Origin of the sequence: Bradyrhizobium nitroreducens (assembly GCF_002776695.1) — a bacterium.
Classification (GTDB): Bacteria; Pseudomonadota; Alphaproteobacteria; order Rhizobiales; family Xanthobacteraceae; genus Bradyrhizobium; species Bradyrhizobium nitroreducens.
In genome coordinates, this window is sequence record NZ_LFJC01000003.1 from 6,009,137 (window position 1) to 6,028,333 (window position 19,197).

The following is a 19,197-nucleotide window of genomic DNA, read 5'->3' on the forward strand; positions in this document are numbered from 1 at the left end:
ACGGCAGCGTTCTCGGCGCCGATCCGAAGCAAGGCGCTGACAGGTCGTCGAGGAGCGGAATGAAGTCAAACTCGTTGGGATACAATTTGGTAGGCTTCCGGGCCCAGCAGTCTGCGGGCTGGACGATTGATCGACCGATCAATAACCTATTACGCATGTATTGATTTGGACCGAAAAGTCTTCTCCCCAGAATAAGGCCTTGATTGTGACTGCGATTGCTGTTGTCGGCATTGGCTGCAGGCTTCCGGGCCATATCGATTCGCCGGATGCCTTTTGGGCCGCGCTGCTGGCAGGGACCGACCTCGTTACCGAGATTCCGCAGCAGCGCTGGAATGCCGACGATTACTACGATGCCGTGGCAGGCGTGGCGGGCCGCTCGGTTTCGCGCTGGGGCGCGTTCCTGGACGCCCCATCGGGCTTTGATCATCGCTTTTTCGGCATTGGCGAACCCGAGGCCCTAGCCATGGACCCCCAGCACCGGCTGTTGCTCGAGGTCACCTGGGAGGCCGCCGAACATTCCGGCCGCGATCCGCGCTGCCTGTTTGGAACGGAAGCCGGCGTATTCTTCGGCCTTTCGCACCAGGACTACATGCAGGTTACGCGCGACGCAGGTGCGATGGGCCAGGCCTACGCTTTCACGGGAACGCCTTTCAGCATGGCGTCAGGGCGGGTCGCCCATGCGATGGGGCTTACGGGGCCCGCTATCACCATGGACACGGCCTGCTCGTCCAGTCTCGTCGCCGTGCATGCGGCTCGGCGGAGCCTGCTCGCGCGCGAGTGCCGCGTCGCGTTTGCCGGCGGGGTCATGCTGATGTTCTCGCCCGCAACGTTCGCCTCGGCGTCCGGGCTCGGTATGCTGTCGCCGACTGGGCGGTGTCATGCGTTTGATGAGCGCGCCGATGGCTTCGTGCGCGCCGAAGGCTGTGGCGTGGTGATGCTCAAGCTGCTGAACGACGCCTTGCGCGACAACGACCGGGTGCTTGCCGTCATTCGCGGTAGCGCGGTCAACCAGGACGGACGCACGCACAACATTCTCGCACCTTCCCGCGCGGCCCAGATCGCGGTCATCGATCGGGCACTTGCCGAAGCACAGGTTGACCCCTCATCCGTCGGCATGATCGAGGCGCACGGCACTGGTACGCCCGTGGGCGACACTGAGGAGTTCCACAGTCTTTCAACGCAGTATGGACGGCAGTCGCCCTGCGCTCTTGGCTCGCTCAAAAGCAATCTTGGTCACGCGGAATCGGCGGCGGGCATCCTTGGTCTGATCAAGGCGACGCTCGCACTGGCGCACGGCGCCGTACCGCGATCACTTCACTTCCATCGGCTGCCTGCTCATCTCCAGCCGATCGCGACGCGGCTTTTCGTCCCGACCGACACTGTGCCCTGGCCCTCGACTGGCGCCGACGGACTCCGCCGCGCAGCCGTCTCGTCTTACGGCATGTCCGGCACGAACGCGCACGTCGTGCTCGAACAGGCTCCTCAGGCACCTGCCTTGTCGTTTTCACCAGAGGCCGCCCGAACACAGGAGCAGCCGTGGCTGTTTCCAATTTCTTCCACATCGCCAGAGGCGCTTCGTGCGACAGCCGCGCGCCTCGTGGCTTGGCTGAACGCGAACGCCGTCAGTCATCGTCCCGGTGACGTCGCACGGACCCTTGCCTGCAGACGCGGGCACCGGCCGGTCCGGCACGCGCTCGTTGCGAAGACGCTCTGCGACCTGACGGCGCAATTGCGCGGACTGGCAGCCGATCAGTCTATCGATGCGGATTGGGCCGACCATGATAGCCGCGGTCCCGTCTTCGTATTCTCCGGACAGGGCTCGCAGTGGGAGTCGATGGGTGCGGAACTGCTCGATATCGACCCGGCCTTCGCCGGGATGGTTGCCGCCATCGAGCCTCTGATTCGGGCGATCGGCGGTTTCTCGGTAACCGATACCCTGCGTCGGCCCGCGCAACTCGAGGGCATCGCGCGTATCCAGCCCGCCATTTTCACATTTCAGGTCGCGATGGCGGCGTCGTTGAAAGCCCTGGGTGTGGTGCCGTCGGCACTGATCGGCCATTCGATGGGCGAAGTGTCGGCGGCAGTCGTGGCCGGCGCACTCTCGCTCGAAGATGGCGTGCGGGTGATCTGTCATCGCGCCATGCTGTGCCAAACGCTCGCTGGATCCGGCGCGATGGCAGCCGTTGGGATGGCACCGGCGGCGGTTCGCGAAGATCTGGCGCGCCGACGGATCGACGATGTCGAGATCGCCGTGCTGGCTGCGCCGGCTTCAACGGTCGTCGGGGGCTCCGTCGCGGCCGTGCAAGGCCTCGTGGCTGCGTGGCAAGCCGAAGGCCTGTTCGCCCGCGAGGTCGCGGTCGATGTGGCCTCACACACGTCGCAAGTCGAACCGATCCTCGCGCAGCTGTCGGAGCGTCTCGCGGGAGTGACTGCGCACAATCCGCGCATACCGATGTACTCCACCGTGCTGCTTGATCCGCGCCAATCCCCCGTTTGCGATGGCGCCTACTGGATCGACAACCTTCGGCAGTCGGTTCGCTTCCGTCCCGCCGTGCAGGCGGCGCTTGAAGATGGCCATCGCGTTTTTGTCGAGCTTTCGCCGCACCCGATCGTGACCCGCGCGGTGTTGGAGAATGCTGCCGCAACGGACTTCGCAGTCCGCGCGCTTCCGTCGATGTCGCGCGGCGAGTCCATGCCCAACGGGCTTCTGAACCTGGTGGGCGCGATCCATGTCGCGGGGGCCTCGATCGATTTCAATGTCCTGTATCCGGAGGGCCAGCTGCTTGACCTGCCGTTGCCGGCCTGGACGCACACTCCGCTGTTCCTTGCGCCGGCGACGCCGGCCGCAGGTCCGTATCACGTGGCGGCAACGCATCCGCTGTTGAACGTCCACCGCGTCCTGCACGAAGAGCCGGAACGCCACATCTGGGCATGCGAGGCTGGCCTCGATGCTCACCCCTGGCTTGCGGACCACCGGGTCAACGGAACGCCGCTCTTCCCGGGCGCCGGCTTCTGCGAAATGGCGCTCGCTGCGGCGCGCACCGCCCTTGGTACGTCGCTCGTCGAAGTGCAGACGATCACGTTCGACCATGCGTTGCGGTTGGAGCCATCGGTGCCGATCGTCTGCACGGCAGTGTCGGACCGACCGGGTGAGTTGAAATTCAGGCTGGAGAGCCAGGCGATGAGCGAAGCGCGGGTGCATGCAAGCGCCCGGCTTTATGGGGCAACAGCCTCTGCAGGGCCGCCTGCCACGTACGACCTAGCCGCGCTGCGCGCCGCTCACGCGACGCCCGTTGCCACCGACGCGGTGTGGCGGTGGTTCGACTCGCAGGGTATCCAGTACGGACCGTCATTTCGGGCACTGGCTGCCGGCCTGGCCTTGTCCGCGGACGGCGCCTCGCTCCTTGCGGATCTTCGGCTTCCGAGTTCGCTCCGAACGGGCGGGCGTGGCTACACGGTGCATCCCGTGCTGCTTGACGCGTGCTTCCAGTCCGTCGGGGCGTTCGCCCGGGTCGTTTCAGAGACAAGCGGGCGTTTGCTGCTGCCGCTCTCGGTGCGGCGCCTCCGGCTCCACTGCTCGGATGCGGACGCCGCCCACTGCATGACTCGCTTGGTCGCCATCGACGCGCTGCAGGTCGAGGCGGACATTGAATTGCTTGACGCGTCCGGTCGCGTGCTGCTCAGCGTCGATGGATTGGTAATGGGGAGCGGCGCGGCTGAACAGCATGCTGACGCCGTCGCCTGCAACTCGCGCCTGCTCGACATAAGCTGGCAGCCATGGGGCATCCCTCCTGCCACGGTCAGGCCGGACGATGGTGCCTGGTTGCTGCTCGATGCCGACGATGCGGGGCATCGCTTGATGCTGGATCTGGATGGAAGCCTGCGCGAGCAAGGGTTCAAGTCTCGCATCCTCAGCAGCGCCGGGGCGGGGAAGGGGGACGCATGGCGCGAGCAGATTGAGGAGGCTCTGCGTCTGCATCGCCCTGGAGGCGTGGTGGTGGTCTTGCCACGCGGCAATGAGCCGGCGAGTCCCGACGCATCTCGGGCGAACATAAGCAGCCTGCTCTATCTGACCAACGCATTGAGGCAATGCGAGCGGTTGCCCCGCCTCTTCGTCGTCACATGTATGACCCAACGCGTACTGCCGGACGATGCCGTTCGGCTCGCGCACGCCGGTGTGCGTGGGTGGCTGCGAGCCATCGGCGCCGAATTTCCCGCACTCCGTCCTACGCAGATCGACGTGAACTCGCAGGCGGACGTGTCATCGCTTCGGTCCCAGTTGCTGAGCGGCTCGAGCGAAGACGAAACGGCGATCCGCGGAGCGAGCGCGTATGTCGCACGACTGCAGCGAAGTCCGCTTGGTCGCGCTGATCGCCGAACGGTGGACCGCGACGCGGCCCGCGAGGGTCTACGCCAGGAAATCCGTACGCCCGGTGACCTACAGAGCCTGGAGATGGCGGCCTTCGAGAGGCGTGCGCCGGGCGCGGGCGAGGTGGAGGTCGCTATCCATGCCACGAGTGTCAATTTCGCCGATGTGCTGGTTGCACTTGGCCGCTATCTTTCATTCGATGGTCGCCCGCAGGGACTTGGCCTGGACTACGCCGGCATTGTCACCGCGGTCGGACCTGGCGTTTCGGCATTTCGCGTCGGCGACCGCGTGGCCGGGCTCTGCTGCGGGGGAGCCTGGGGCACCTTTCTGACTTGCGATGCACGCCTGCTTGTCGCGATTCCCCGCACGCTCACGGATGCCGAAGCCGCCGCCATTCTCACGACAACTGTCACGGCCATGTATGGCCTCGAGGATCTGGCCCGGATCGGTCCTGGCGACAAGGTGCTCATTCACTCGGCGACGGGCGGCGTGGGTCGGGCGGCTGTGGCCATTGCCCGAGCGGCCGGTGCAGAGATCTTTGCAACAGCGGGCTCGGAGGCGCGACGAGAGCTGCTGCGCGCAGACGGCATCCGGCACGTGTACGACTCGCGAACCGCATTATTCGCCGAGCAGATCCGGCAGGACACAGCGGGCTACGGCGTGGACGTTGTCCTCAACTCGCTCACGGGCGCGGCGCAGCGCGCTGGCCTGGAGCTCCTTGCGGCCGGCGGGCGGTTCGTCGAGATCGGCAAGAAGGACATCTATGGAGGTACGTGGCTCGGATTGTCTCCGTTCAAGCGCAACCTCTCGTTCTTCGCCGTTGATCTTGCGCAGATGTGCATGACGGCTCCGGCCCGCGTTCAGGCACTGCTGTCGCGAGTCATGCATCTTGCCCGGGAGCAGCGGCTGCCCCTGCCGGACATCGCGACCTGCCCCCTCGTCGAAGCGGCCAGCGCCATTCGCACTGTTGGCGGCGCCGGTCACACCGGCAAGCTCGTGCTCACCGTTCCGAGAACCGGCCGCTACCGGGTACCGGCGGCACCGGAGCGCTTCACGCCGTTCAGGCGCGATGGTGCTTACATCGTCACCGGCGGCCTTGGCGGGCTCGGCCTTTTCCTCGCTGACGCGATGTCCGCCGCCGGGGCCGGTCGCGTCATCGTCAACGCGCGCTCCAAGCCAGCCGACGCCGCGACGAGCGTGCTCGTCGCAATGAAAGCGCGGGGCACCGAGGTTCGGGTGATAAGTGCAGATATCGCGGAGCCGTCGACGGCGCGACGTCTGGTCGAAGCTGCCACCGCGACGGGCCTGCCGTTGCGCGGCGTCCTGCATGGTGCAGCCGTCGTCGAGGACGGCACGCTTCCATCCGTCACGGAGGAGAGGCTGCATCGGAACTGGGCCTCCAAAGCGGAGGGCGCCTGGCATCTGCATGAGGCAACGCTGGCGCAACAACTAGACTGGTTTTGCTGTTTTTCCTCGGTTGCCGCGCTCTTTGGTTCGCCGGGGCAGTCCGCGTACGCAGCCGCCAACAGTTGGCTCGATACGTTCACACAGTGGCGGCGCGCCCAGGCGCTGCCTTCGTCGGTCATCGCCTGGGCGGCGTGGGCGGATATTGGTGCCGGTGCGCAGCTCTCGGCCCGCGGCGATGCGCGAATGATCGAGCCGGGCGACGGTGCCTACGCATTCCAGACGCTGCTGCGGCACGACCGAGGGTATGCCGCCTATGTCCATCTCGACGGCGCCCCATGGCTGACGGCGCTCGCTGCGCGGAGCCCGTTTGGAGCGGCGTTGTCGCAGGCTCCAGAGGCAGAGAGCGAACCGGCGCGCCGCCTGCGTTTGGAGTTGAGGCGCGCGCCGTCGGACGAGCGGCCGGCCCTGCTGCGGCGTCTGATCATCGAGCATCTCGCTGTCATCCTGCGCCGCACCGTGAATCCAGATCGCTCGTTCTTCGATTACGGCCTCGACTCGCTCGGGACGCTCCAACTGCTGATCGCGCTCGAGGCCGATACAGGCGTCCGGCTCCGTTCCGTGAACGTGACGACCGTGCGGGCACTCGCCGACACGCTGAATGGCGCCATGCAGGCGCTGCAGGATGCTGGAGCAGATGCCGGTGACTGATTTGCGTCCGCTGCACGATTGGTCAGGGCCTCCGGCAATGCTGACTCTCTGGTGTCCGTCTGCTGCGTCGATGGAAAGTGCGAAACACGCACCGGTGTCTCCCGTATTACCCAGCTACGAACAGGAGCAGCATCTGCACGCCTTCCATGCGTGCGAGCAGCGGCACGAGGCGATGGCGCGGCTGCTGGTCGTTGTGTGGGACGAACCCGGTCGGTGTGACCTCAGAGCCATGACCCACGTGGTGACGGCACATCTGCGCAGGCACGACACGTATCACAGCTGGTTTGAAGAACGCGGCGGAGCGATCGTACGGCACGTACTCACGGACCCCACGGTCATCCAGATGGAGCCCAGGACACTCGGCGAGGTGCGCGCGGAGGATTGGCAGAGACATGTCATGGCAACTCCTCATCCGTTTGCATGGGATTGCTTCCGATTTGGCATTCTCCAGCACGACAGGGGCTTCACTTGCTTCGCAAGCATCGATCATTTGCATGCCGACGCTACCGTCATAGCGTTCCTGATGGCGGAGATCCGCTCAGCGTATCGCGCCGTGCTCGATGGTGAGGGGCCGCTTCAACTCGGACCACCGGGAAGCTATCTGGATTACTGCGCCAGTCAGCGTCAGCGGGCAGCGGCGATGACGCTGGCGGATCCTGAGGTGAAACGATGGATCGCGTTCCTGCACCGCAACGGCGGGCGGATGCCCTCTTTCGCGCTCCCGCTCGGTGTGCTGGAGGATCGCTATCACGCGGAGTATGTGCATCTGGACATCCTTGATGATGCCGTCATGGACGCGTTCGAGTCCGCGTGCCACGCTGCTGGTGCGCGAGCGATCGGCGGCCTTTTGGCCTGCGCGGCCCTGACCGAACGGGGGTTGGCTGGTCGGTCGCGCTACAGTGTCGTCACTCCCACGACGACGCGAAGATCGCCAAAGGCTTTCAGGACGACCGGCTGGTGCGTGGGCGTGGTGCCGATCGACTTCGACGTGCAACAACGAGCATTTCCTGAACTTGCCTTGACGGCCCAGCGCAACTTTGACGAACGGTTGAGCCTGGCCGAGGTACCGATCGAGCTCGTGCTCGAACTCGCAGCCGGATTGCCGACGGTGGGGTCCGTTGCCACAGGCGGCGTCATGCTGTCCTTTATGGATGTGAACGTTCCTCCGCTCAGTGCGCACATTGCCCGTGAATGGCATCAGGCGAATGGGAGGGTCTATATCAACCAGGGCATCGCCGCACAGGTTGCGATCTGGCTGTTCCGTACGCCACGCGGGCTCTCGCTTACGGCGGCCTATCCGGCAAATGAGACAGCCCGCGCATCCATGCACCGCTATGTCAAGGCGTTCGCGGGCGCATGCCGTCAAGCAGCCGAGGCATTGATGCCGACGTACTCCGATGCCGGTCGTGAACAATGACGCATGCGACGGCGCACCCAGCGAACGTGTCGGATATGCCGGCTGCATTCTTGTCCTTCGCAGATCAGGCCATGTATCTCGCGCATGTCTCGCTCGGGCAGCATGCGGTCATTCAGGTGCTGTGGCGCTATCTGCGGCCCATGGACATCGACACGTTGACCCGGTTTCGTGACAATCTCGCGCATGGCGATCTGGCGCGGCTGATCCGGCCGGCGCTGCTTCCGTTCGGACGGCACCAATGGGCTCACGCGCCACCGCCGTCGGCTGCTCTAGCTACCGTTGAGGCGCCGCTTGCGCCCGAGGCGATGCAGGCGTGGGCCGACGCGCAGGTGGAGCTTCCATTGGACCCCGTGCGCGGACCTGCATGGACCTTGACGAGCCAGGCCTTTACCGATGGCTCCACGCTGGTCTCGCTTGTGGTGTCGCACTGCATCGCAGACGGAGTGACGATTGCAAGGGCCGTGAGCGACGCTGTGCGCGGGGAACGGCGGATTCCAATCTATCCTGGAGTTTCGACGCTGCAGCGTGCCGCGACAACGCTGCGAGCTGAGCTCCAGCGCATTGCACGTGACGCGCCCGCGACATTTCGAGCGCTCGGCCAACTGGCCCGTACGGCATACACCTCGCCCGGCCCGTCCAACACACCCGCCGCATCGCCGGTGTCGCCAGCCGCAGATGACCGTATGGTCGTGTTTCCGTCGGTCTTCATACGCGTGCCCATGTCGATCTGGGACGCCAGGGCACGGAGCCGCGGAGCGGCCCGTCTCACGCTCCTGGCCTCGATAACCGCGGCGTTCGCCGAGGCGCTCGGTCGCGTCCGCGACGATGGAGTGACCCTGCTGATCCCTGTGAACCAGCGCGAAGGTCTGTCGCACACCGGCGGAAACAGCGTCGCGCTCGCCACATTGAAGGTGCGTGTCGATGAAACGCGCGGAGGCTTGTATGCGTTGCAGCGGCGTCTGCGGACTACGCTGCTGCGAACCAGACGTGAGCCTAATCGGCTTGCTGCACTGCTGCCCTTGGTACCCTTTGTGCCCAGACGCGCATTTTCGGCTGCCAGCCATCTGGCGCTTGGCGCGCTCGCAGACCTGCCGGTCACGTGTTCGAACTTGGGCGACTTGCCCAAGGACGTACTCCAGATCGATGGCAAAGCGGCTGATCGAATCTGCTTTCGTGGCATCGACCGCGCGGTCGCGCGCCGAGCGATCGAAGCGCGTCAAGGCGTGGCCACGCTCTTCGCCGGCGCCATACCGGGATTCATCGCCCTGAGCTTCGTTGCCTACCAGCCTGGCGTGGTAACGGAGCCTCGGCATCTTCGTACGCTCGTCGAGCGTCTTTTGGCCGGTTACGAGCTCGCGGGCGAGTTTTTCGATGCTTGAGACGAGCACGGCCGGCACCTCCACCTACGCAAGGCACCGCCTCGCCTGGCTCGACCAACTGGCCTACGAATTGTTCAGGGTCACCGGCCGGAGCCAGTTGATGCAATGTCTCTGGCTCTACGATCGTGACGTGAACCTCGATGCGCTGGTGCAAACATACGAAAGGCTCACCGCCCTGTCATTCAACCGGCTCATCGAGCCGTCACCTCTGCCATGGGGCAGGCCGCGTTGGGTGAAGCCGCTCGCAGGGTCCATTCCGTTCGAGCATAGCTCGGACTTGCTGCCACGATCGCAGCTGCTGCACTGGGCCAACCAGCATGCGCGCGCGCGGGTGGACCCTGTCCAGGGTCCCCCCGGGCGAATGGCCATTCAGCCATTCGACGATGGCAGCACGGCCGTGAGCATCGTCGGATCGCATTTGGTACTCGACGGCATGGGCGCCTTGCGCGTCATCGCGGCTGCCGTGAACGGCACGGGCGTCCCGAATCGGTACTTGCCTCAAGGCGCTCGCGGGCGGCTGTCCGGGTGCGTGTCGGACGCGTGGCAGATCCTCGCCGACGCTCCACGCACAGTTGCCGCGCTCGCTCGGATTGGGCTGGCGAGCTGGTCGAGACCCGTCACCTCCGGAGAAGGTCCAGCCGGAACGGCCGCAGAAGCACTTCACGGCCCGTCAGCGATCGTGGAGCTTCCAGCTGTCGCGGTGACCGCTGAATCGCGTGTTTGGTTCGCGTGTGAGCAGCGGCTCGGTGGTGGCATGAATACGCTGCTGCCGGGCTTCGTGGCGTCGCTGGCATCGCATCTGGGCCGTCGCCGCTCATCTGATGGCGCTGTCAGCCTGCTGGTCCCAAGAAGCCGAAGGCGTGGTCTGGCCGACGAACGTGCTCTGGCGATCGAATTCCATATGATGAATGTCGCGCCCGAAGGCCTGACCGCGGATCTGGAGCCCGTGAATGCAGCGAGGGCGCTGCTTCGTGGCGCGAGGAAGAAGCAGACCGATGTCCTGACCTCGTTGCTGCCCGCCGTCGCCTGGATGCCCCGCACTGCCGCAAGGACGCTCGTGAACAGGTTGTTTGATTATGCCGATGAGCTGCCGGTAAGCTGTTCAGATCTTGGAATGCTGCCGGAAGGGCTCGCGCGCATCGACGGCGCACCGTGCCGGCACGTGCTGACACGAGCGGTGGATGTCAACGTCACGCGCCAGGACTTGGAGCGTTCCCACGGTCATCTCGTCGTCGTGGCCTCCCACTACAACAAGACTATTTCTCTTTGCATCGAGGCCTGCCAATTGCGACCCGCCCCAACCACCGCGGACGAACTTCGCCTGCTGGTCTCTCGAACGCTTGCCGATTTTGGACTGGAGGCGGTCATTGATGCCTGATCCCGACGCGTCTCGGGAGCCGGCTATTCCCAATCGATAGGAGATAGAGCCGTGATTTGCGGCGGTCACATCGTGCAGCAAGACGCCGGGGGGCCTGAGGGGTGAGCGCTTCTGCCAGCAAAAGGCGGAGCGGATCCCGCGCCGGGGCGAGCGTCCCCGATGCCGGGGCGAATGACGTTCTGTGCTATATGGACCAGGCCTCGTTCGTCGGACTGCGGGCGCTTGGGCGCGGGCCGGCGCTGCAAGTCACTTGGCTATATCCTCACGCGATCGATGAGACCGCCGTGACGCAATTCAGCGAGCGGCTCGCACAGGGATTGCTCGGACGCCTCGTGCAGCGTTCACCATTGCCATGGGGGCGGCACCGTTGGGTGGCCAACCCCGTGCCAGGCCCGGTGGCGTGGTTTCGCGATCCGCTCCCTCGCGAGTCTCTCTCAAGGTTGCGACGCGTGCTGCTGGATCTGCCCGTGGATCCCGAGCGTGGTCCAGGCTGGCGCTTGGCAGTCCAGGCGCTGGAAGGCGGTGGCTGCGCGTTGACACTGCTGGTGTCGCACACGATCGCCGACATGCAGGCCACCAGCCAAGCCATTGCCGACGCGGTGGCCGGTCGACGTCTCGGCTGCGGGTTCTCGCCTCCATCTTGGCGAGGGTCTCCCCTGATGCTGGCGCGCGACAGCGTCGAGAGCCTGCGCGCCCTGCCTGGTGTTTGGCGCGCTGTGGTGGCTCTCACGCAGCGCTCGGGCAAGCGGCGGGCGAGCTTGCCGCGCTCGAGGCCTGGCGCGCGAAGCCGGTCTCAGTTTGAGCCGGCAGTGGACGTGCCGCTCGTGCAGGTGGTCATCGACGCAGGAGTGTGCCAGCAGCGTGCGTCGGATCTGGGCGTCGCGAGCAACACGCTGATCATGGCGTTCGCGGCACGGCTCGCTTTCAGGATGGATCGCGTGGACGCATCAGGACGCGTGAAACTGGTGTTGCCGGTCAGCGACCGTCATTCGAATGATCGGCGCGGCAACGCGCTGCGGTCGATCACGGTGATGGCGGACCCCGATGCTTGCCGCAGCGATCCGCGCACCTTGCAACGGGATCTCAAGGCCGCACTGGCCTCGCTGATCCGAAACGGCGACGATCTATCGCCATTGTTTCCGCTGATCCCCTATGTGCCGCTGTGGCTGGCGCGCCGCCTGGAGCGGGAGGCGCTCGGGGCGGACCTGCCTGTTGGCTGCAGCCTGATCGGCGAATTGCCGCTCGACGTGAACCGCCCCTGCGGCGAGGCATCGCTCCTGCAGATTTCGTTGCTGGAGTGCTATACAGCTTCGGAGCTCGAGCGGCTGGGAGGCGTGCTATTCATCCCGTGCTACCGCGTCGGCGAGCGGCTATTCATGACCGTGTCCGGATACGCGCCAGACCGCGTAACGACCCGTGCTCAGTTGGCGCCCTTCGTGCGCGATGCGCTCCGGGATATGTGCATATACGGGACGGCGAGCTGACGATAACCGAAGACGGAATATCGCGCCACGATCGAGATGGAGAACCTAGGTTTCACGTTCAAGCGACGCGCAGCGCGTCGACGATCTTCATGCGGGCGGCTCGCACCGCCGGCAGGAAACCGCCGAGGAAGCCCATCACGAGAGCGAAAACGAGCGATTTCAGCACGATCCCGGGCGTCAGTACAAACCGAAATGCGAGCTCGGAGAGCGATGTCCAGTTGAGCGTCGTGATCTTCACCTGCGTCATCAGTGACGCGAATAGGATTCCAAAGGCCCAACCGATCAGCGCGAGCAGCAGCGCCTCGACAAGGAATGCAATCAGGATCCGTGAGCGCCGAAACCCGAGCGCGCGCAGCACTCCTACTTCCATCATGCGGCTGGCCACGGCCGCGTACATGGTAATCGTCGCGCCGATGACCGCGCCGAGCGAGAACATCACCGAGAGCGTGAGCCCGAGAACCTGAATAAACCCTGAGAGCAGGCGTGACTGCTCCTCATAGAAGATGCGCTCGCGCTTGGCCTCGATGGTAAGGCGGGGATCCGCTTCGAGGCGCGCCTTGAGGGCGTCGAAGCCGGAGCGATCGGCCAGCCGTACCGTGATCGAAGAGAAGAAGTCTCGACGGAACGATTGCATGAGCTGTTCGCTATCGCCCCAGATCTCGGAATCGAACCCGCTGCCGCGCGCGTCGAACCGGCCCACGATCCTCCACTCCCGCTGAGCAAACCGGAGGCTCGATCCGATCTCGACGTCTTCGAAGCGTCCCGCGAGGGCTCGGCCAATGACGATCTCGTTCGATCCCGGACGAAACATGCGCCCCTCGGCGATCCGCACTTGCGGGCGCACGGCCAAGGCGGCCGGACCGACCCCGCGGATCAAGAGGTTGCTCGCCTGCCTGGTCTTGCGCCTTGGCTGCGCGATCAAAACCGCCACCTCCTTCGATACGAGCGGCGCGCCTTCGGCCCCGATGACGATTTCGGGCTGGCTTTCGATGATCCTGGCCTGCCGGCGGTCGATCAGGCTCTGGATCTCGACTTCCGCAGAGCGGCGCACGAAGATGACATTCGTGTCTTCGCCGGTCGCGACGAGCGTCTGTTTCAGTCCGGAGTCGAGCATGAGCACGGCAGCGTAGACGAACACCACGAGGGCCATGCCCGTCGCGGTCAGCAAATTGGTGAGCTTGCGCTCCTGCAGGTTTCGCAAGCTGTAGGAGAGCAGCAACGGCATGGTCAGCCCAACGCCCGAAGGCCGTCGACGATGTTGACGCGGGCTGCCCTGCGCATCGGCAGGACCGCGGCCAGGATTCCGACCACCACCGCCGCAAGTGCCTGCAGCATGACAGTGTTGGCGCTCACGATCAGCGTCGGGAACAGCGTGGCGGAGAGCTCGGCAAGGTGCGCGGCGACCGGAGGCGTGAGCCCGATGCCGATCGCACCGCCGATCGAAGCTATCAGGATGGATTCCCCGAGGATCAATCGCGCCACGTAGCCGGGGCTGAAGCCGATGGCTTTCAGAGTGGCATATTCGCGGAGCCGCTCGCGGGCCGTCATCGCCATGGTGTTCGCCATGACCGCCAGGATGATGAAGATCACCACGAAGGAGACGACACGAATGGAAATGAGGATTGCCTCGGTCTGCTTTACGAAGCCGATCTGGAACGCGCGCTCGGTCTCGGTGAGCGTCTCGGCGAGCGAGTTTCGAAACACTTGGTCGATGGCCTGACTGACGTCCGCGACGCTATCCAGGCCGGCGACGTCCACGGCGAACACGCCCACCTGGTCGGCTTGTGCCTTGGAGCGCACGCGCAATGTTTCGTTCAGGTAGTCCCAGCGGAAGAAGAGCTGCGACGTGTCGGTCTTGGGATCCCGGCCGTCGAAGACGCCGCAGATCAAGAACTCCCAATTGCCGGGGAAGATGGTCCCGCGCAGCTGGATCACGTCGCCGGGCTTGAAGCCGTAGCGTCTGGCGAGCTTGCGCCCGACAATCGCGCCGCGGCGCTCGTGCAGGAAGGCGCGCCGCACATCGTCCGGAACCAGGATCTCGGGGAACATGTCGAGATAGCTCGCGGCATCGATCGCAAACTGGGGAAAGAAGTTCTTCGAATCCTTGTAGACGCCGCCGAACCAGCTCAGATGAGTGACGCGCCGCACGCCTTCGACGGCGCTGATGCGCTTCTGATAGGATTTCGGCAGCGGCAGCGTAAAGGAGACGGCGTTTCGGGTCAGCAGCCGCGAAGGCACGGCGCCGTCCACCCCCGCATACCACGTTTTGACGACGGTCTGGAGCACGCCGAAGGCGAGGATCGCGACAATGAGCCCGACGAGCGTCAGCGACGTGCGCAGCCGGTGGCGCAAGATGTTGCGCGCCACGAGCGTGAGCCACTGGCTCATGACCGGCACTCACTCAAGGCGCTGCTCCACCAGATAGGAAAGATCGCCCTTCTCCAGGCTCATGATGCGTTTCGCATGCGCGGCGGCGCGGTGATCGTGCGTGACCATGACGATCGTCTTGCCCATGTCGCGGTTCAACCGCTGCATGATCTCGAGCACCTCCTTCGCCGACTGCCGGTCGAGGTCACCTGTCGGCTCATCGGCCACCAGCAACGTCGGGTCGGTCACGATCGCCCGCGCGATCGCCACGCGCTGCTGTTGTCCCCCCGATAGTTCCGAGGGCAAATGCTTGACGCGATCGCTGAGGCCGACCAGGCCGAGCGCGAATTGCGCGCGGTCTCGGCGTTCGCGCCGCCCCAGATCCGTGAGCGTGAGAGGCAGCTCGACGTTCTCGAGCGCCGTGAGCACGGGCATCAAATTGTAGAACTGGAAGATGAAGCCCACGTTCGCCGCGCGCCAGTCGGCGAGTTCTGCTTCCGGAAGGAGCGTGATGTCCTCGCCGCCCACCTTGATCGAGCCGTGATCCGGACTATCGATGCCGGCGATCAGGTTGAGCATCGTCGATTTGCCCGACCCCGACGGGCCCATCAGGGCGAGGAACTCCTTGCGACGGATGTCGAAGGTGAGTCTGGAAAGAACCGGGACGATCTGTGCGCCTCGCCGGTAGCTCTTGCTCACGTCGCTCAGCGCGATCAGCACGTCTTCTCCGGTCCGCGCCTCGGAGAGGTGAAGCACGGTCACTTCGTCGCCTGCTTTACTGCGCGCCCGTCGACGAGATCTTCCAGCGGCCGAACCACGACGCGGGTGCCGGCTTTGAGGTCGCGGACCTCGATCTGGTCGCCCACCTTCGCGCCGAGATCCACACTGCGCAGTCGGGCCTTGCCATCCTCGACGACGAAAAGATGCTGTCGCCCATCGAGCTCGAAGACAGCAGCCATCGGCACCGCAAGAACAGGCTTGCGCTCCGGTTCGGATACTTCACGCTCGAGGAAAGCGACCTTGGCGCTCATGTCCGGAAGCATTCTCGGGTCGCGCTGCACGAACCGGGCTTTCACGAGGGTCGAGGCCTTGGCGCGATCGACGGTCGGCACCATCCGGCTGACCAGGCCCTCGAAACGCTCGCCGGGGATCGCGTCCAGCTGGATCTCGACCGGTTGCCCGACGTGGATGCTGAGATAAGACGACTCCGCCACGTCGGCTTCCACCTCCAGCGAGTCCATGTCGGCGATGGTGACGACCGCGCCCTTGGTGTCGACCGCCTGCGAGAACGGCGTGATCGTGTCGCCCACGTTGGCGTGCCGGGTGAGGACGACGCCGTCGAACGGCGCTCGGATCTGGGTCTGTCCGACGGCAACTTCGGAGGCGCGGAGATTGGCCTGCGCCGCGGCAATGGCGGCCCCGTATCCGGCAAAGGCAGCGCGTGCCTTGGCGAGGCGTGCCTCGGCGCTTTCGCGCGTCGAGTCGCTGATGATGTTCTTCTCGCCGAGGGCCTCGGAACGCTTGAACGCGATTTCAGCCTGCGTGAGCTCCGCCCGTCCCTGGGCAAGGTTGGCTTCCGCAACCTGCACGTTGGCGGCTGCCTGGTCGCGCACCGCCACCGTGTCGCTGCTTTCGATCCGGGCGATCACCTCACCCTCGTGCACCTTGCTGCCTTCAAGCACACCGAGCCATTCGAGACGGCCCGTCGCCTTCGAGGCGACGGACGCCTTGCGTTGCGCGACGACGTACCCCGTCGCGTTCAGCAGCGTCAGCGCCTGCGACGGATAGATGGAGTAGACGACCGCCGTCTCGACGACGATCTGCGAATGCCGGCGCCACATCCAGATCGCGCCGGCGATACCGACGAGCAGCGCGACGAGAAAGACCCGTCCCAGGGTACGGCGGAATTGTCTGCGCCGCCGCGAGCCAGCGCTACGGTCGATTGCGAGGCCGGACAGATCGGAGGCGTCGGATGCGCCGTCGCTCAGGGCTTGGGGCAAAGTCATGGTTTGATCATGGACTTCCGAACAAAATAGCGCAGACTTTTAAGGAAATATCCTATCCAGAAAGCCGTAAGCCATGCGCTTGACCACTGTCAATTAGCATTAAAGGGTCGCCCTTGACATCCGTGATTTCGTATTCTCCAAATCTTCTTCGAGCGTGAGACATAGCCGCTGGCAGCCGCGCCGACGCGATCGCCATAACTCGACACCGCGAAAACCGGAGCGGGCCATAAAGTTTGCTATCGCAGTCCACGGGACACGAGGAGACATCGAGCCTGCAACTGCGGTGGCGCGTGAGCTGCAGCGCCGCGGGCACGACGTGAGGATGGCCGTGCCTCCCAATCTCGTCGGGTTCGCCGAGTTGGCCGGTCTAGGTTCGGTGAGTTCTTACGGCCCCGATTCCCAACGGCAGCTCGAGGCGGAGGTTTTCCACGACTGGTTCGAGTTGCGCAATCCGGTCAAGGTGCTGCGCCAAGCGCGGGAGTACCTCGTCGAGGGCTGGACGGACATGAGCGCGACCCTCACCCGTTTGGCCGCCGGCGCCGATGTGATCCTCAGCGGTACGACCTATCAGGAGCTGGCCGCAAACGTTGCCGAGGCCCAGGGAGTGCCGCTTGCCGCCCTGCATTACTTCCCCGTCAGGGCGAACAACCACATCCTGCCGTTTCGATTACCCCAGAGTTTGGTCGCGCCCCTGTGGTCGGTTGCCGAGTGGTTGCATTGGCGCCTGTTGCGGCCGGCCTATGATGAACAGCGCCGGGCTCTGGGGCTTCCGCACTCCAGAATTCGTGCCGTGCGTCAGATCGTCGAATCCGGCGCGCTGGAGATTCAAGCCTATGACAAGGTGTTCTTTCCCGGACTTGAGGCGCAATGGGGCTGGAAGAGACCGTTGGTGGGAACGATGGCTTTGGAATCCGCCACCCGCTTCGATGATTCCGTGAATTCCTGGATCGGCGCCGGCTGCCGGCCAATTTACTTCGGGTTCGGCAGCATGCCGGTCGACAAGCCGGCCGAGACCGTTGAGATGATCGCAAATGCGTGCCGGGAACTCGGTGAGCGTGCGCTGATCTGTTCTGGAATCCTGCCCCTTGAAGGCACGGCCCCGACACGGGACGTCATGATCGTGCCCTCGGTCAATCACGCCACGGTCTTACCGCGCTGCCGCGCCATCGTTCACCATGGCGGCTCCGGCACCACGGCCGCGAGCGTGCGCTCCGGCGTTCCGACTCTTGTCCTCTGGATCGGCGCCGACCAACCGGTATGGGCGACACAGATCAAACGCCTGGGAGTGGGTACCTCACGTCGGTTCACTGCAACGACCGCGGAGACCCTTCGACATGATCTACGGACCGTTCTGGCGCCAGGATGCGCCACTCGGGCGCGCGAGATGGCCAATCAGATGACGCCGCCGAGCAGAAGCCTGACGGCTACCGTCGCGCTTCTCGAAGAGTTGGCCGCCATGCGCGCGTGACGTTGATCTCCAGGCGATCCGCGCACGAGGCCCGGGCCGCGAGCGGTTTAAGGAAGCGCGATCTCGGCCGACGGAGACAAACCAGATCCTCACCCCAGCTGCGAAACCAGCGTGACCAGCTCCGACTGGCGATGAACTCCCGTCTTCGAGAAGATCGACTTGAGGTGGTTGCGGGCCGTTTCGCGCGAGATGTTCAGGTGTTCGGCCGCGCCGGCGATCGATGTGCCGGTTGCAAGCAGGGCGGCCAGGCGGGATTCCGCCGGGGTGAGATCGAACGCCTGGCCGATCAGCACCGGGTCCGGCGCCGGGCGCGGCGTGAGGTTGGACAGGATTAGCAGGACGCGCGCGCCGAGGAAGACGGAACGCGCCGCGCCGTCCACTGGCAGGGTCCGCAACACGACCGGGGGCTTCATCGTCCGCCGAATGAGGATGGGAGAGGCGGGGATGGCGGCAGCGTCCGGCGTCGATCGGATCATGCCGATCAACTGATCGAACCTCGTCATCGCCTGCTTGTCGCGGAGAATGAGACGCCGCTCCCTAACGCGGATCTCGTCGTCGAAGCCGCGATCGGCCGCCGCGTTCGTGCGCAGGACCATTCCCTCCCGGTTGAGGATCAAGGCGGGCTGTCGGACCCGGTCGAGGACGTCGGTCATCGAGGTCAGTGCCGCCCGTCCAACCACTGTGGCGAGCGTGGCGGTTTCGGTCAGGCGCGGCGCCAATTGGGCCAGTAGCTCCTTGTCGCGCGCCGCGAAGGAGCCTTCGCGGCCAGTTCGCTGGAGCGTCAAGGCCCACGCCGCGCTGCCAGCCCAGAAGCCGATGCCGGCAAACCAACGGTATCCGAATGGAAACAGCACCTCGTTGTACATGGGATCGGCACGAATCTGCTCAGCGCTCATCACATCGAGATCGGTCACGACCTCGCCCGCCATCATGCGCGGAAAACCCTTGGCGCGCGGGTCCCTCAAATGCCAATTATTCCTGAAGTAGAAGTCGGTGGCTTCGGCGATCGATTCCGTGCGTGGGACGTCCGGCGTCCTGATGTCGCTCTGAAGGAGTATGGCCGCTGAGGCTCCAACCGCCTTGCAGATGTCGTCCATGATGCCGCGCCAGGCTTCCGGATTTACGGCAGCCTCGCCAAGTCGATCGAGGACCTTCGAAAGCTCCCCATCGTCAATCTTACTCGCCTTCACGCGCGGTCCCCCTCCGCCGAGCCC

11 protein-coding genes are annotated in these 19,197 nt (G+C 64.9%); 6 read left to right on the plus strand and 5 right to left on the minus strand.

Features of this window, described 5'->3' with window-relative positions:
• The first annotated feature begins 160 nt into the window (after positions 1 to 160).
• The 5 genes from pks2 (at position 161) to TSA1_RS28870 (ending at position 12,142) form a co-directional block, all read left to right on the plus strand.
• A complete protein-coding gene (gene pks2, locus TSA1_RS28850; protein ID WP_210421906.1) occupies positions 161 to 6,484 on the plus strand; it encodes a sulfolipid-1 biosynthesis phthioceranic/hydroxyphthioceranic acid synthase in 6,324 nt (2,107 codons plus the stop codon).
• Positions 6,459 to 7,901: a condensation domain-containing protein gene (locus TSA1_RS28855; protein WP_161497272.1), complete on the plus strand. Its 1,443-nt coding sequence runs from the start codon at positions 6,459 to 6,461 to the stop codon at positions 7,899 to 7,901. Before pks2 ends, TSA1_RS28855 begins: the two co-directional genes overlap by 26 nt.
• 71 nt (positions 7,902 to 7,972) lie before the next feature.
• Entirely contained in the window at positions 7,973 to 9,280 is a 1,308-nt protein-coding gene (locus TSA1_RS28860) for a hypothetical protein (protein WP_145984385.1), read from the plus strand.
• Positions 9,273 to 10,658, plus strand: a complete 1,386-nt coding sequence (locus tag TSA1_RS28865) for a hypothetical protein (RefSeq protein WP_100179290.1) — start codon at positions 9,273 to 9,275, stop codon at positions 10,656 to 10,658. Before TSA1_RS28860 ends, TSA1_RS28865 begins: the two co-directional genes overlap by 8 nt.
• A 449-nt stretch (positions 10,659 to 11,107) precedes the next feature.
• Positions 11,108 to 12,142 carry a hypothetical protein gene (locus TSA1_RS28870; protein ID WP_145984386.1) on the plus strand — a complete coding sequence of 345 codons (1,035 nt, stop codon included), beginning with the start codon at positions 11,108 to 11,110 and terminating at the stop codon, positions 12,140 to 12,142.
• 58 nt (positions 12,143 to 12,200) lie between these two features.
• Here the strand turns inward: TSA1_RS28870 and TSA1_RS28875 are convergent, their stop codons facing one another.
• From TSA1_RS28875 to TSA1_RS28890, 4 genes are read right to left on the minus strand one after another with little or no spacing between them, the layout of a single operon-like run.
• Positions 12,201 to 13,367, minus strand: a complete 1,167-nt coding sequence (locus TSA1_RS28875; RefSeq protein WP_100179292.1) for an ABC transporter permease — start codon at positions 13,365 to 13,367, stop codon at positions 12,201 to 12,203.
• A 2-nt stretch (positions 13,368 to 13,369) separates the two neighbouring features.
• On the minus strand, positions 13,370 to 14,530 hold the full coding sequence (locus TSA1_RS28880) for an ABC transporter permease (protein WP_100181393.1): 1,161 nt from the start codon (positions 14,528 to 14,530) through the stop codon (positions 13,370 to 13,372).
• 9 nt (positions 14,531 to 14,539) lie between these two features.
• A complete protein-coding gene (locus tag TSA1_RS28885) occupies positions 14,540 to 15,229 on the minus strand; it encodes an ABC transporter ATP-binding protein (RefSeq protein ID WP_245448441.1) in 690 nt (229 codons plus the stop codon).
• A 38-nt stretch (positions 15,230 to 15,267) separates the two neighbouring features.
• Positions 15,268 to 16,515 carry an efflux RND transporter periplasmic adaptor subunit gene (locus tag TSA1_RS28890; protein WP_100179294.1) on the minus strand — a complete coding sequence of 416 codons (1,248 nt, stop codon included), beginning with the start codon at positions 16,513 to 16,515 and terminating at the stop codon, positions 15,268 to 15,270.
• 154 nt (positions 16,516 to 16,669) lie between these two features.
• On the opposite strand from TSA1_RS28890, the gene TSA1_RS28895 reads away from it, so the two are divergent.
• Complete coding sequence (locus TSA1_RS28895) at positions 16,670 to 17,983, plus strand: glycosyltransferase (protein ID WP_210421907.1); 1,314 nt, start codon at positions 16,670 to 16,672, stop codon at positions 17,981 to 17,983.
• 89 nt (positions 17,984 to 18,072) lie between these two features.
• On the opposite strand, the gene TSA1_RS28900 is transcribed toward TSA1_RS28895, so the two are convergent.
• A complete protein-coding gene (locus tag TSA1_RS28900; RefSeq protein ID WP_161497273.1) occupies positions 18,073 to 19,173 on the minus strand; it encodes a helix-turn-helix transcriptional regulator in 1,101 nt (366 codons plus the stop codon).
• Positions 19,174 to 19,197: the final 24 nt, after the last annotated feature.

Excerpts from the sequence above, each read along its gene's own strand:
- TSA1_RS28865 (WP_100179290.1), top strand. The coding sequence starts at position 9,273 with ATGCTTGAGACGAGCACGGCCGGCACCTCCACCTACGCAAGGCACCGC.
- TSA1_RS28875 (WP_100179292.1), bottom strand. The coding sequence starts at position 13,367 with ATGCCGTTGCTGCTCTCCTACAGCTTGCGAAACCTGCAGGAGCGCAAG.
- TSA1_RS28860 (WP_145984385.1), top strand. The coding sequence starts at position 7,973 with ATGTATCTCGCGCATGTCTCGCTCGGGCAGCATGCGGTCATTCAGGTG.
- TSA1_RS28890 (WP_100179294.1), bottom strand. The coding sequence starts at position 16,515 with ATGACTTTGCCCCAAGCCCTGAGCGACGGCGCATCCGACGCCTCCGAT.
- TSA1_RS28855 (WP_161497272.1), top strand. The coding sequence starts at position 6,459 with ATGCTGGAGCAGATGCCGGTGACTGATTTGCGTCCGCTGCACGATTGG.
- TSA1_RS28880 (WP_100181393.1), bottom strand. The coding sequence starts at position 14,530 with ATGAGCCAGTGGCTCACGCTCGTGGCGCGCAACATCTTGCGCCACCGG.